The sequence below is a fragment of the Desulfobotulus sapovorans DSM 2055 genome (assembly GCF_059569355.1).
In genome coordinates, this window is record NZ_JCANVJ010000003.1 from 192,104 (window position 1) to 206,231 (window position 14,128).

15 protein-coding genes are annotated in these 14,128 nt (G+C 55.6%); 8 read left to right on the forward strand and 7 right to left on the reverse strand.

The features are described from left to right. Positions 1–11: 11 nt before the first annotated feature. The 8 genes from BR04_RS04930 (at position 12) to BR04_RS04965 (ending at position 6,774) form a co-directional block, all read left to right on the forward strand. A complete protein-coding gene (locus BR04_RS04930; protein ID WP_496354884.1) occupies positions 12–2,030 on the forward strand; it encodes a sodium-translocating pyrophosphatase in 2,019 nt (672 codons plus the stop codon). A gap of 217 nt (positions 2,031–2,247) precedes the next feature. Beyond that, complete coding sequence (locus tag BR04_RS04935) at positions 2,248–2,772, forward strand: CarD family transcriptional regulator (RefSeq protein WP_496354886.1); 525 nt, start codon at positions 2,248–2,250, stop codon at positions 2,770–2,772. After that, the gene (locus BR04_RS04940; protein ID WP_496354887.1) at positions 2,769–3,791 is read left to right on the forward strand and encodes an RluA family pseudouridine synthase; all 1,023 of its coding nucleotides are present in this window, start codon (positions 2,769–2,771) and stop codon (positions 3,789–3,791) included. The genes BR04_RS04935 and BR04_RS04940 overlap by 4 nt, the downstream gene beginning before the upstream one ends. Next, entirely contained in the window at positions 3,775–4,356 is a 582-nt protein-coding gene (locus tag BR04_RS04945) for a YkgJ family cysteine cluster protein (protein WP_496354888.1), read from the forward strand. The genes BR04_RS04940 and BR04_RS04945 overlap by 17 nt, the downstream gene beginning before the upstream one ends. Next, positions 4,343–5,149: a TatD family hydrolase gene (locus BR04_RS04950; protein WP_496354889.1), complete on the forward strand. Its 807-nt coding sequence runs from the start codon at positions 4,343–4,345 to the stop codon at positions 5,147–5,149. Before BR04_RS04945 ends, BR04_RS04950 begins: the two co-directional genes overlap by 14 nt. Then, positions 5,149–5,913: a tRNA threonylcarbamoyladenosine dehydratase gene (locus BR04_RS04955; protein ID WP_496354890.1), complete on the forward strand. Its 765-nt coding sequence runs from the start codon at positions 5,149–5,151 to the stop codon at positions 5,911–5,913. The genes BR04_RS04950 and BR04_RS04955 overlap by 1 nt, the downstream gene beginning before the upstream one ends. Further along, positions 5,910–6,233, forward strand: coding sequence for a divalent-cation tolerance protein CutA (cutA, locus tag BR04_RS04960; protein ID WP_496354891.1), 324 nt, complete (start codon positions 5,910–5,912; stop codon positions 6,231–6,233). The genes BR04_RS04955 and cutA overlap by 4 nt, the downstream gene beginning before the upstream one ends. Positions 6,234–6,453: 220 nt before the next feature. After that, positions 6,454–6,774 (forward strand): IscA/HesB family protein, encoded by a 321-nt coding sequence (locus BR04_RS04965; RefSeq protein ID WP_496354892.1) that lies wholly within the window; start codon positions 6,454–6,456, stop codon positions 6,772–6,774. A 162-nt stretch (positions 6,775–6,936) separates the two neighbouring features. Here BR04_RS04965 and BR04_RS04970 read toward each other — a convergent pair whose 3' ends face one another. The 7 genes from BR04_RS04970 to BR04_RS05000 all read right to left on the reverse strand — a co-directional run. Further along, on the reverse strand, positions 6,937–8,223 hold the full coding sequence (locus BR04_RS04970) for a CBS domain-containing protein (RefSeq protein WP_496354893.1): 1,287 nt from the start codon (positions 8,221–8,223) through the stop codon (positions 6,937–6,939). An 86-nt stretch (positions 8,224–8,309) separates the two neighbouring features. Then, positions 8,310–9,569: a TIGR04283 family arsenosugar biosynthesis glycosyltransferase gene (locus BR04_RS04975; protein WP_496354894.1), complete on the reverse strand. Its 1,260-nt coding sequence runs from the start codon at positions 9,567–9,569 to the stop codon at positions 8,310–8,312. Between the two features lie 17 nt (positions 9,570–9,586). Continuing rightward, positions 9,587–11,119: a mercuric reductase gene (locus BR04_RS04980; protein WP_496354895.1), complete on the reverse strand. Its 1,533-nt coding sequence runs from the start codon at positions 11,117–11,119 to the stop codon at positions 9,587–9,589. A 3-nt stretch (positions 11,120–11,122) separates the two neighbouring features. Beyond that, a complete protein-coding gene (locus BR04_RS04985; protein WP_496354896.1) occupies positions 11,123–11,788 on the reverse strand; it encodes a TVP38/TMEM64 family protein in 666 nt (221 codons plus the stop codon). 15 nt (positions 11,789–11,803) lie between these two features. After that, positions 11,804–12,703: a radical SAM protein gene (locus BR04_RS04990; protein WP_496354897.1), complete on the reverse strand. Its 900-nt coding sequence runs from the start codon at positions 12,701–12,703 to the stop codon at positions 11,804–11,806. 29 nt (positions 12,704–12,732) lie between these two features. Beyond that, positions 12,733–13,494 (reverse strand): S-methyl-5'-thioadenosine phosphorylase, encoded by a 762-nt coding sequence (gene mtnP / locus BR04_RS04995; RefSeq protein ID WP_496354898.1) that lies wholly within the window; start codon positions 13,492–13,494, stop codon positions 12,733–12,735. Positions 13,495–13,798: 304 nt separating this feature from the next. Next, a partial coding sequence (locus tag BR04_RS05000; RefSeq protein ID WP_496354899.1) for a hypothetical protein occupies positions 13,799–14,128 on the reverse strand: 330 nt, incomplete at its 5' end.

The following is a 14,128-nucleotide window of genomic DNA, read 5'->3' on the forward strand; positions in this document are numbered from 1 at the left end:
TGGAGGAAAGCATGGAATTTGTAATGGGGAACATCCCTCTGGTGTGCGCACTGGTGGGGGGGCTCGGCATTCTCTTTGCGCTCATCCTGGCAGGGCTTGTAAAAGCGGCTCCTGCGGGTGACGAAAAAATGGCTGCCATTGCCAAAGCGATTCAGGAAGGCTCCATTGCCTACCTGAACCGTCAGCTTAAAAGCGTTGCCGTGGTGGGTGCGATCATCGCCGTGGTAATTTTCTTCGCTCTGGGCAAGATGAGCGCTCTGGGTTTTGTGATTGGTGCCGTAGCTTCCTATGTGGCTGGCTACATCGGCATGCGCGTTTCCGTTATCGCCAACGTGCGTACCGCAGAAGCCTCCAAGAACGGTCTCAATGCCGGTCTTGCCATGGCTTTCCGTGGGGGCACAGTGACCGGTATGATGGTTGCTGGTCTTGGCCTTGCTGCTACCGCCGGTCTGTATGCTGCTACCGCCAACATCCCTGCCCTGGTTGCCCTGGGCTTCGGTGGCTCCCTGATCTCCATCTTCGCCCGTCTGGGTGGCGGTATCTTCACCAAGGGTGCGGACGTCGGTGCTGACCTTGTGGGTAAGGTTGAGTCCAACATTCCCGAGGACGACCCCCGCAACCCTGCAACCATCGCGGACAACGTTGGTGACAACGTAGGTGACTGCGCCGGTATGGCTGCTGACCTTTTCGAAACCTATGCCGTGACCCTGGTTGCTGCCATGTTCCTTGGCGACATCCTGTTCTCCGGTAATGAAACCATCATCATGTTCCCGCTGATCCTGGGTGCCATCTCCATTGTAGCATCCATCGTTGCCAGCTTCTTCGTACGTCTGAGCGGCAAGAGCGAGTACATCATGGGTGCTCTGTACAAAGGTATGTTCGGTTCTGCCATCATCGCAGCCGTTGCCTTCTACTATGCTACCATGTACTTCATGGGCGGTGTTGAAGGTGCCAACGCCATCAACCTGTACTACTGTGCTCTGATCGGTCTTTCTCTGACCGTTGTGATCGTTATCATCACTGAGTACTACACCGGTATCTTCAAGCCTGTAAAAGACATTGCCCTGGCCTCCACCACCGGTCATGGCACCAACATCATTGCAGGTCTTGCTGTATCCATGCAGTCCACTGCAGCTCCCGTTCTGACCATCTGCCTGGGCATTTTCCTGGCTCACAGCTTTGCCGGTCTGTACGGTATTGCCATTGCCGCTGTATCCATGCTTTCCATGACCGGTATGGTTATTGCCATTGACGCCTACGGCCCCATCACCGACAACGCCGGTGGTATTGCTGAAATGGCTGAAATGGATGATGCTGTACGTGCTGTAACCGATCCCCTGGATGCTGTTGGTAACACCACCAAGGCCGTAACCAAAGGGTATGCCATTGGTTCTGCCGGTCTTGCTGCTCTGGTTCTCTTTGCCTGCTATGTTCAGGAATTTGCCGTACACGGTGGCGAAGGCGCAGCCCAGCTCCGCTTCGACCTTGCTGACGTGAATGTTATCATTGGTCTCTTCATCGGTGGTCTTCTGCCCTACCTCTTCGCTTCCGTTGCCATGAGCGCTGTAGGTCGTGCCGGTGGTGCCGTTGTTGAGGAAGTACGCCGTCAGTTCCGTGAAATCCCCGGCATCATGGAAGGTACCGCCAAGCCCGATTATGCGGCCTGCGTGGATATCGTTACCAAGTTTGCCCTGAAGGAAATGATCGTTCCTGCCCTTCTGCCCGTAATTGCTCCCATCGTTGTAGGCCTTCTCCTTGGCAAAATTGCTCTGGGCGGTCTGCTGATTGGTGCCATTGTTACCGGTCTGTTCGTGGCCATCTCCATGACCACCGGTGGTGCTGCTTGGGACAACGCCAAGAAATACATTGAATCCGGCCACTATGGCGGAAAAGGTTCCGACGCCCACAAGGCTGCTGTAACCGGTGACACCGTAGGCGACCCCTACAAAGATACCGCAGGTCCCGCAGTTAACCCCATGATCAAGATCCTGAACGTGGTGGCCCTGCTGCTGGTGCCCTTCCTGATGTAATTGCTGCTTCCCTGTCCTTCGGGGCAGGGTGACAGCAGGATAGTTCTGTAAAGAAAGGGGCGGATCCTTCCGGGGTTCGTCCCTTTTTTATTTGGGGTGTGTTCATAGGATGTTTTATTGTCATTGGCGGAATATTTATAAAATGGTTGAACCCATTGGCAACTTTGTGATATAAAAAACTTTTAAAGCATGAACCCCTAACAATGGTGGTGAAAAAATGGCAGAAAAGGCAATGACAGTGGAGGAAGGTGTCCGGCAGTTTCATGTCGGTGACCTTGCGGTCTATCCCGCCCATGGCGTGGGCCGTATTGAAGCCATAGAATCCCGTGAGATCAACGGGAAAAAGCAGGATTTTTACATCATGAAAATCCTGGAAAACGGTATGGTGATCATGATTCCTACGGACAATGTGGGAACCGTGGGCTTAAGAGATGTTATCGGCAAGCAGGATATTTCAAAGGTTTATGCGGTAATGACCAACAAGGAAGGGGCATTGCAGGACAACCAGACCTGGAATCGTCGTTACCGGGAGTATATGGAAAAGATTAAAAGTGGAAGTCTTTTCGATGTGGCTGCGGTATTCCGGGATCTTTTTGTTCTGAAGCTGACCAAGGATCTTTCCTTTGGGGAGCGTAAACTGCTGGATACGGCACAGGGGCTTCTGCTGAAGGAGCTGAGTCTGGCCAAGGAAACCGATGAAAAGAGTATGCTGACGGAAATAGAGAATCTTTTTTCTGCGTGAATACCCTTGATTTGCAAATAGATATGGATGATTCAGGCGTTTTTCATCATGAGGTCACCCAGGCCGATGAGGGAAAACGCCTGGATGTTTTTCTGGCGGAAATACTGGAAAACATGAGCCGTTCCCTTGTATCCCAGATGATTCGGGATGGTGGGGTTCAGGTGAATGGAGAAACGGCAAAACCATCCCTGAAACTGCGCTCAGGCCAGACCCTCAGGGGACAGATACCCGATCTGCGTCCCTCTTCACTCTGTGCTCAGGATCTGGATCTGGATATTGTTTATGAAGATGGGCATCTTCTTGTGCTGAACAAGGCTGCGGGGATGGTGGTGCATCCGGCACCGGGGCATCCCGACGGTACACTCGTCAATGCCCTCCTGCATCACTGTCCTGATCTTGGCGGTATCGGGGGGGAGTTAAGGCCAGGCATTGTGCATCGCCTGGACAAGGATACTTCCGGACTGATGGTTGTGGCCAAGCATCAGCAGGCCCATGAGCGTCTGGTGTCCATGTTCCACGACAGACTCACGGAAAAGCGCTACGAGGCTTTGGTCTGGGGAGAAATGCGTGGAAGCGGAGGCCGTATGGATGTGTCCATTGGAAGACATCCTGTGGACAGAAAACGCATGGCAGCGGATGTTCCTGGCGGTAGATCGGCCCTTTCCCTGTGGCGGGTCAGGGAGCGGTATCCGGGAATGACAAGGGTAGAGGTGGAAATCAAGACAGGGCGTACCCACCAGATCCGGGTTCATCTTTCCCATCTGGGCCATCCCATTGTGGGAGATACCCTTTACGGCACAAAAAAAATGGAAGACAGAATCCGGGATTCCTGGCTCAAGGCCCGCTTGCGGAAGGTGACACGTCAGATGCTGCATGCCCGTTATCTGGCCTTCAGCCATCCCATGACAGGGCTGGACATGGTATTTGAATCACTTCTGCCCGCAGATATGGCAGGTTTGCTTGGGGATATGACCCCATGGAAGGTCGAAGAGGAAGAAAGCCGTGGCGGATTGTTTTGAAAAAATAGATGCTCTTTACGCCACGCTGGCGGACAGGCTGCGTCCCCTGATGGAGGGGGCGATCTGCGGGCCGGGTTGTGCCTTCTGCTGTACGGGGACGGGCAGTATTGACATCAGTACCCTGGAGGGCCTGCGGATTCTTCGTCATATGGAAACCCTGCCCCGGGAAGTTTATGCCGGGATGCGCAAGGCCGTGGCCAAGGATCGCAAGAACCGGGAGCAGGACAGACGGGCATCCTGCCCCTTTCTGGACAGGGAACGACGATGTCGCATCTATTCTATCCGGCCTCTGGTCTGTCGGCGTCTCTATTCTCTGGAACCCTGTGAGGGACGGGGGCCACTTTTACACAAGGAGGCCATTGCCCTGGGCCGGGTGGCGAGGGATGACATTCAGCGCCTTGATCTGAATGGCTATTCCGGTCATATTTCCTATATCCTGCACCTGTTTGAAGAGCCGGGGTTCAGAATTCTTTATGAATCCGGAGGTTTTGATCCTTCCCGTGTCATGGCCTATGGCAGGCAGCACAAGCTGGTGATTCACAGGTCTCTTCATGGAAAATCCTGAAACCTTTATCCTTGTGGATACCCATTGCCACCTTCAGGATACCCGCATTGCGGGGAATCTTGACTTTCTTCTGGACGAAGCCAGAGCCGCGGGGGTACGCGGTTTCGTCTGCTGTGGTGCCGATGAGGAAGATTGGGGAGCGGTGGAGAGCCTGGCTCTTTCCCAGAAAGGGGTTGTTCCTTTTTTCGGCCTGCATCCTTTTTATACGGCTCATCGAAGTCCCCACTGGGAGCGTCATCTTGGCGAGCTTCTTTCCCGCTGCCCGGAGGCGGGGGTGGGGGAAGTGGGGCTGGATGGCCTGGATATGCGTCACAGTCTGGAGGATCAGGAAAAGGTGCTCCTCGTTCAGCTCCGTCTGGCAAGGGAGCTGAAAAGACCCCTTTCCCTGCACTGTCGCAAGGCCTGGGGCCGTATGCTGGAGATTTTAAAAAAAGAGGGCGGGCTGCCCCATGGTGGCGCCTTTCACGCCTGGTCCGGATCCCCCGATATGGTCAGGGAAGTGGAAAAGTTGGGAGCCTATATTGGTTTCGCCGCCTCCATTACCCGGACGGCCAACCAGAAGGTGGCCCGGAGTGCCCGTCTGGTTTCACCTGAGCGCATGCTCATTGAAACCGATGCACCGGATATTCCGCCGGAGAATGCTCCGGAGGGTATCAACCGGCCTGTCTGTCTTGTCCGGACTTTCCGTACCCTTGCCCGCATCCGGAATGTGGAGAAACCGCTTCTTGCAACGCAGCTGCTGCACAATTCCCGGAATTTCCTTTCCTCTCTTCCAGGAGTGTCTTTTCTGTGATGAGCCCTGCATTTTCCCGTGTCATACAGCTGACTGGCAAGGATGCCTTTGAACGTTTGCAGGAAGCCCGTGTCACCGTATGCGGTCTGGGGGCTGTGGGGTCTTTTGCCGTTGAAGCTTTGGCCCGAAGCGGAGTGGGGCATCTGAGGCTTGTGGATTTTGATGTGGTGGATACATCCAACCTCAACCGCCAGCTCTTTGCCCTGCATTCCACTTTGGGCCAGCCCAAGGTGGATCTGGCGGCAGCCCGTGTTCGGGATATCGCCCCGGACTGCACGGTGGAAGCCATGAATCTTTTCATTGATGCCGATTCCCTGCCCGCCATTCTGGACAACCATCCCCATGTCGTGCTGGATGCCATTGACGGCCTGAACTCCAAGGTTCTGCTCATCCGGGAAGCCCTTCTTCGGGAGCTTTATATCCTGAGCAGCATGGGGGCGGCCACCCGCTATGATCCGGGAGCCATCCAGGTAGCGGATCTTTCAAAAACCCATCACTGCCCTCTGGCCCGCATGGTGCGCCGGCGTCTGCACCGTTTGGGTATTGAGGGGGGCTTTACCTGTGTTTTTTCTCCCGAACCGCCCCAGAATGCCATCACTCCTGTGGTGGTACGGCCGGAAACCCAGACCCGTGGCCGAACCCGGACTCCGCTTGGTTCCCTTGCCCATGTGACGGGAAGTTTCGGATTGCGTATGGCCGGTCTGGCTCTGGATCGGATTCTTGGCAGGGGGGGGGAACCCCGTACGGAAGGAGAGACCCCATGATTCAGTGGATTTATATGACGGCGGGAAGTACGGAAGAGGCGGAGGTTCTGGCCAGAACCCTTGTGAAAGAAGGGCTTGCAGCCTGTGTGAATGTTTTTCCGGGAATACGTTCCTTTTATATCTGGGAAGGCAGAAGCGAGGAAGGGTCGGAGCTGGTTCTGATCGCCAAGACCACAAAGGCGCTCTTTCCAAAGCTGCGGGAGCGGGTTGTGGGCCTGCATTCCTATGCCTGTCCCTGCATTCTTGCCCTGGATGTTGTGGATGGGCATGGGCCTTTTCTGGACTGGATTTACGGTCAGGTGGCAGGGACAATACGATAATGGATCACCATCCTGCTTTAGCATGGAAAGGCTGGCTGAGATACGCTGGTAATCAAATAACGTATTGCTGCTTGAAGATGTAAAAAGATTTTTCCATAGATAAAATTTATTTGACCGCTTGGAAAGCAGGCGTTACTTTGCCGGACAAGGGTGATCGGATTCCCTTGTCTTTTTTGCCAGCATATCCAGCGCTTTTTATGGCGCGGAGAAAGGATTTTTCATGTTTACGGTAACTCCGGATGCACAGAAGGAAGTGGCTTCTTTTTTTCAGGGTAAGGAGATTCAGCCCATACGTATTTTTATCCATGGGGGGGGCTGCGGTGGCCCCATGGTGGCCATGGCGCTTGATGAGGAAAAGGAAGGTGATGTCCGTTTTGATATTGCCGGTATTCCCTATGTTGTGGAAAAGGATCTGTTTGAGGCAGGAAAACCCTTTGAAATTGCCTTTAATGGCATGGGGTTTGCCGTGAATTCCAGCATCAAGCTGGAAGGGGGCGGCGGATGCTCCGGATGCAGCTCTTCGGGTTCCTGCGGCTGCTGAAAAGAGTATTTTTCCAGATTATTGCTGAGAAGATAGATAGAGGAGGATGCTGTCAAAGACGGCTTCCTCCTTTTTTTATCCGACAGGGAAGACCTGCTTCAGCAGTTCTGAATGGTTTTCAGCATATGTGAGGCGTTCCGGTTTTTCAGGGAAGCTGCCTTTTCAGAAGTCGTAGATGTGCAGGATGATGGAAGCCCGTGTGATTTCGGCCACAAGCTTTTTGCCCTCTACAACGGGCAGAAATCCGCTTTCCGAACGGGACATGAGCAGAAGGGCCTGACGCAGGCTGTCTTTTGCTGTCACTGAGGGCACATCCCGGTTCAGCATGGCGGTGACGGGCTGCTCCCACTGCCGGTCCTGGCGGATGGCGGCCAGGGTTTTTTCGGTGAGGATGCCGAGGAAATGATTTTCCTCGTTCACCACCGGCAGGGCGTTTTTCCCCGTTTTCCGGAGAAGATCCGCCGCCTGCCGGACGGAACTTGCGGCAGGGAGCAGGGAGAGGACAGGACTCATGAGGTGGCCTACGGAGGCTTCCTCGATCTTTGTGCCGTGGATGCAGTCCATGAGCTGCTTCCGGGCGCTTTCCATGTCACCTTTCAGCATGGCCGAGGCGGCTCCGGGGTGTCCGCCCCCGCCCAGTCTGCGCATCATGGCTCCGAGATCCAGCTCCCTTGCACTGCTGCGTGCGATGACAGTCATTTTGTCCGGCCCCATGGGAAAGATCCCGAAGGCGGCATCCAGTCCCTGAATCTCCTTGAAGCGATGCACCACCGTGGGCAGCATGGTGAGCCCCTTTTCCGCTTCAAGGGAAGCGATTCCGACTGTAAGGCTGCCAAGGGAAAAGATCCGGGCTTCGCGGAGCATGCGCTGGAACAGTTCCATGTGACGCGGGTCGAGACCGCTGTCCTGATAGGCGGCCACCACATGGAGATCGGCCCCGTTTTCCAGCATGAAGCCCGCCATGTGCACGTCCCGTGCTGTGGTGGAGGGAAAGGAGAGGGAGCCTGTGTCATCATAGATGCCCAGAAGAAAAAGGGTGGCGTGGACGGGCGAAAAGGCGCAGTCCCTGGCTTTCATTTCTTCGAGAAGAAGGGTGACCGCAGCCCCCGTTTCTTCCTGATGCAGCTCGGAAGCGGTGATGCTGCCCCGGCCGGGGTGGTGATCCCATACGATGGTGCGGAGATCTTCCCGCGTGGAAAGGGCCTTCATGTTGTCAAGACGCTCCCAGCTGGCCGTGTCCGTCACCGTGAGCTGGCGGACAGGAGAAAGATCAAAGCCTTTGCGGGAGTGCAGCCGGAGCATGTCCCAGTGCACGGAAACAAATTCCTGCACACCGGGCTGGAGCTGGGTGGGCAGAATCCGCAGGGCTTCGGGATAGAGGAAGGAGGCCGCCACCATGGAGGCCAGGGCATCAAAATCCGTATTGTTGTGGCAGCTTATGATGTGCATGGGGCTCCGGATATTTGCAGGTTGCTGGTCTGTATATGGTGATGCCCTTTGTTTGCTTTTTTATCTGTTTTTTAGCATGGATCTCCTTATCTTCGCAGCAGTTTCATGAGTCTGCGGGGAGAAAGGCCCATGGCTGCACCCAAAAGGATGGCCTGATGGATGAGGGTGGTACGCAAAAGTCCCTTTTGCTGCCATCTGCGGGCGGATGTTTTTACTGAAGAGGCCGTCATGGCAATCCTGCCCAGTTTCCTGGCCTTTTTCACCAAAAGGAGATCCTCAAGGATGGGCTCATCGGGAAAGCCCCCCAGCTCTTCAAACAGGCTTTTATGCATGAAAAGCCCCTGATCGCCGTAGGGTCTTTTCATCTGGCAGGAGCGGAAACGGACGGCCCGGATCAGAAGATCCATGCCGGGGATTTTTTCCTGAAGGTCGAAGTGAAAGGCCCCCAGAGCCACCCCCGGCTGTTTCAGGATCTGGCGCAGATCCCTGTCCCAGTTTTCCGGAGCAAGGCTATCCCCGTGCAGAAAAAAAAGGATGCTGCCCGAAGCTCTGGCTGCTGCGCAGTTCATCTGTCTGGCCCGTCCCGGAGGGGATTTCAGCACTTCTGCCCCGCAGGATCGGGCAATCTCCGGTGTGCGGTCCCGGCTGCCGCCGTCGGAGACAAGGATTTCCACATGAAAACCCTGCCCCAAAGAGGTCAGGGTTTTTTCGATGAAGGGGGCTTCGTTGAGGGTGGGAAGTATCACGGAGATTTTTTTTGGGATGTCTTCTTTTTCATCCACATCGCTTAGGCAGGGAAGGAGGAAGGGGGTGGATTTTTCTGCGGCAAGGGTCTGGGCCAGAACTTTGGATGTTCCCCAGTCCACGCCCTGAAAGAGACGGGGCAGATAGCGGCCCATGCCCAGCATGTAGTATCCGCCATCCTTTGCAGGGCCGATGGCCCAGTCCTTCTGCCCAAGGGCCTTTGCACAGGCAAGGATGGTGTCTGCGCGGTTGTCCGGGCAGTCCGCACCCAGCACAATCACAAAGCGGGCTTTTTTCGTAAAATGCTCCCTGAAGGCCCTGTCCAGACGTTCTCCCAGATCCCCGTCCCCCTGATCCGCAAGGCTGAACCCTTCGCCCAGCCAGTTTCGCATTTCTTCTGGTCTTGCTCCGGTGTAGCGAACCTCAAGGGGAAAGCCCGTTTTCAGGGCTTCCTTCAGGGTGAAACGGGTCATGTCCCGCTGGAGAGCTGCGGCTCCCTCAGCCCCGAGGGCAGGGATGAGCCGGGTTTTGCTGCTGCCGGGACGGGGGTAGCGGGTAAAAAGCAGAAGCTGTATCGTATCCGGAGAGGGGAGATCCGTCATGGGGGAGGCGTCCTTTTTCAGTATTTTCTGGCCATATTCAGCCAGCCCCGGAGCAGGGCGGCAATTCTTGGGGTGAGGCGGCTTTTTCTGTAAAGCCCCGCTGCCCTGCGGATGGCTTCGGCCTGGGTGGGGTAGGGATGGATTACCGAAGCCAGTGCACCAAGGCCCATCCCCGCTGCCATGGCTGTGGTGAAAATCCCGATGCTTTCTCCGGCATGGGAGGAAACCATGGTGGCACCGAGAATCCGGTCGCTTCCCTTTTTCACCATCACGGAGACGAATCCCTTTTTTTCTCCTTCGGTTTTGGCCCGGTCATTTTCTTCCATGGGAAAGGTGAAGGTCTCCACCGCAATGCCAAGGGTTTCGGCCTCTCTTTCCCCCATGCCCACATGGGCCACCTCCGGGTCCGTGTAGGTGCACCAGGGCATCAGCAGACGGCTGACCCGCTTTCTGCCCATGAAAAGGGCATTCTGCACGGCAATCTGGGCGGAAGCATCGGCTGCGTGGGTGAACTTCCATGCCATGCAGCAGTCTCCGGCCCCATAGATTCTTTTGTTGCTCGTGCGGAGAAAATCATCCACAAGGATGCCCAGTTTTGTGTCGTAGCGTACCCCGGCCTTTTCCAGCCCCAGCCCTTCCACCCTGGGTCTGCGGCCTGCGGCCACAAGGAGGGTTTCCGCATCAAGGCGGACTTCCTGCCCGCCATGGTTCAGTATCAGGCGTTTTCTTCCATCGGCAAGTTTTTCGGCTTTCAGGATACTGGCATCCGTATAAATACGTATCCCTTCTTCCTCCAGAACCTCCGTTATGAGCCTTGAAACCGCAGCACTTTCCTGGGGCAGCAGGCGGGTATCCTGAACGAGGCTCACCCGGCTTCCCAGCCGTGCAAAGGCCTGGGCCATCTCGCAGCCGATGGGGCCACCTCCGATGACAAGGAGATCTTCGGGCCTTTCGGTGAGGGAAAAGAGGGTCTCATTGTCCAGAAAGCCCGCTTCCTTTAAACCGGGAATGGGGGGCGGAACCGCAGAGGCCCCCGTGGCGATGACGGCCTTTTTAAAGCGCAGGGTCTGGCCTGCCACCTCAAGGGTATCCGGGCCTGTGAACATGCCGTCCCCCAGAAAGACATCTACCCCCAGATCCCGGTACCGGGCTGCAGCATCGTTTTCGCCGATGTCCGCCCGGATATTACGGAGGCGTTCCATGATCCTTGAAAAATCTTCTTTCTGCACGCCGCTTTGTGGAGACAGGCCGAAATCTCCGGCCCTTTTCAGATCCGCTGCCACACGGGCGGAGCGGATGAGGCTTTTGGAGGGCACACAGCCCGTATTGAGGCAGTCCCCACCCATGAGATGGCGTTCCACAAGGGCCACTCTGCCGCCGAGGGAGGCGGTGGCAATGGCGGAAATGAGACCCGCAGACCCGGCCCCCAGCACCACGAGGTTGTAGCATGGGCAGGGGGAAGGGTTCTGCCAGTTGTCCGGATGCACAAGGGAAAGGAGTTTACGGTTGGCCGCATCGTCGGGGAAAAGTCCGTGGTTCAGGCTTGTCATGGCTCACCCCCGCATATTCTGTCGGGCCTTCTTCACAAGGAAGAAAAGCAGTACGAAAACAAGGATAAAGACAGCCACAAGGGGCCAGGGAATTCTGCCTTCGGTGATGGCTTGGGTGATGAGATCCGTTCCCACCACATAGAGGATGGTTCCGGGCATCATGCAGAAAAAGGACCAGAACACATACGTTTTGAAGGGAATGCGGGTGAGTCCGAAACCATAGTTGAGGAGATTGAAGGGAAAAAGGGGAACTAAGCGGGTGATGGCCACAATGATGGCCCCGTTTTTTTCCGTAAGATCATCGAGTTTTTTGAATTTTTCATTGTTTTCCAGAAGCTTTGCCAGGGCATCCCGTGCAAGGTAGCGGGAAATGAGAAAGCAGAGGGAAGCCCCGAGGGTGGCCCCTATGATCACAGAAAGACTGCCCGCAATGGAGCCGAAAAGGGCTCCCGCCATGATGGTGAGGGCAGAACCGGGTATGGCGAGAACGGCGGCAAGGGCATAGAGCAGGCTGAAAATCACAGGCCCCATCAGCCCTAAGCCCTGAATCCATTCCCTGAGGCTGCCAAGCTGGGAATCCAGCCCGGCAAAGCGTGCGCCTGCAATGAGGACGCCCAGACCCAGAACAAAAATCAGGGGTTTGAGCCATATGGGCTTTGTCTTTTCCATGGGGATTTCCTTCCCTTAGAGTTCACTGCATGAAACGCCTCCGGCAAAACAGGTGAAGCATCGGGGATGGGCCAGAATGGTGCGGGCTTGAAGGGCGGGTTCCAGATTTTCTCCCATGTCATAGGCACTGTCATTGTCCACCAGGGTGCAGGCATAGACGGCCATCCGGTTTTTCTTTTTCACCACCATGCGGCTGAAGGCGCACATGAAAGCGGATCTTGCTTCCGGAGTGTGGCAGGTCTGCATGCAGCTTTGTGTGATTTCAGGCGTTTCTTTTTCCCGAAGATCCGGAAAACTCACCAGATGCAGGTTTTCGGGCAGGCCCCTTTCCTTAAAAAGCTTTTGATAGGCTTTGCTGCGCTCTTCCCCTTCCACGCCTTCCCTGCGGCAGGCCACGGAAACCCCGAAGCCTGCGTCGAGAAGTTTTCGGATGCCGGTCAGGGCAAGTTCAAACATGCCTTCTCCCCGGCCCGCATCGTGGCGGATGGCATCCGGGTGATCCAGACTGATGCGGAAGGTGAGGCGGTGGGGCTTTTCCTTCAGGGGAAGAAGATCCTCAAGGCGGGCCTGCATGGGCCTTGTGCCGTTGCTCAGCACAAGGCAGGGGGCGAGGGTTAAGGCATGTTCCAGAATGGGGATGATTTCCCTGTTGAGAAAGGGTTCCCCGCCGGTAAAGGAGAATTGTCTGGCTCCGGCCCTGAGGCCTTCTGCCATGAAGGGTTTTACCTCTTCAAGGGTTGTGGGGGAAAGGCGGTGTACCCCCGGCCCTGAATGCTCAAAGCAGTCCGGACAGCGGAGGTTGCAGTCTGTTCCTGTATGAAACCAGAGCTCTTGAAGTCCCTGAAACTCAATGAAGCCCCGTGCTTCCCCGGAAGCCGCAGGGGTGTGGAGGGGGGAGATGCGTTCTTGAAACATGGGGATACCTCGTTTGGGTGGGGTTTTTTTCAGGCCCCGTGAAAGCGGGGAAGGCTCCGGGTAAGAAGGCGCACCAGTTTTGTCACATTGCCTTTAAAGATTTTGATGATTTCCTCCACAATGAGGGGCGGGGCATCGTCCTTCCAGGAATCGTAGTCCGTTACCATGGCCACCACGGCATAGGGAATTTCCAGCTCCGTGGCGAGGATGGCCTCCGGTGCAACGGTCATGTTTACAAGATCCGCCCCCCAGATGCGGAACATACGGGACTCGGCCCGTGTGGAAAAACGGGGGCCTTCGATGGTGATGAGGGTACCGCCGTCATGGAGGCGGATGCCTTCCTCTTCAGCCGTTGTTTTCAGAATCTCCCGGATATGGGGAGAAAAGGGCTCGGCCATGTGGGCGTGGCGGGCATTTTCGATGCCCGGCTCAAAGGTCTCGTGAAAGGTGACGATGCGGTGGCGGGTGAAATCAATGAGCTGATCCGGCAGCACAAGGCTTCCCGGTTCAAGGTCTTCTTGTAAGGAGCCGCAGGCCGCTGTGGCGATGATGCGGGTGCAGCCTGCGGCTTTCAGGGCATAAAGGTTGGCCCTGTTGTTGATGCCGCCGGGCGGAAGGGTGTGTTCCCGGCCATGGCGGGCAAGGAGAATCACCTCCTGCCCCTGAATGCGGCCCCGGCGCAGGGGGGAAGAGGGCGGGCCGTAGGGGGTGTCGAAATGGAGATCTTCGGGAGATTCGAGAATTTCCGGGTTGTCCAGGCCGGAGCCGCCGATGATGCCTGTTATGCTCATGGAAAAACCTTTCTTCTGCGTCTGTTTTCAGGTGTTTTATGAAGGTGGGAGCTGTGCTTCTGTTTTCTTCCCCTTTAGGGTCAGAAAGGCCAGGGTTTTTGAAACCATAGGGGGGTTTATCGTTTTTTCCAAGGGGTGAAAAAGCGGTTTTCTTGTCTCATCCATACGCATTGTCCCTGACCGTGCGGGATGGCAGGCTGAAGACCTTGATATGATTATTTTTGCAACCTTGAGTTTGGATATTTTGGTACCGGGATCCGGATTCTTGCGTCAGGTGAAAGCTGAGTATGTATTTTTCTTGAAATCAGGGTATTTTTAAGCCTTTTTTTGACAAAAGGCTTTTTCTAATTATTCTGCCAGCCAAAAAACGATTTTGCCAAAAGGTCTGACCATGGGACTGGGTGCCATGAAACCTCAAAATGCCCCCAAATGTCCAGGCTGGGCACTGGGCGAATACGGTTCCAGACATCAAAAATTTAACTGATTCTCCCCCTGACCCAGCCATGCCATCTTGGGAGTACCCTTTACAACATGAAATCCATCGTTCCCACGCTCCAGCGTGGGAATGCATCTTAAGACGCTCCAGCGTCTTGAATCCCGGATCGCTGTGATGGCTGAAAAGCCTGTAGAGCCT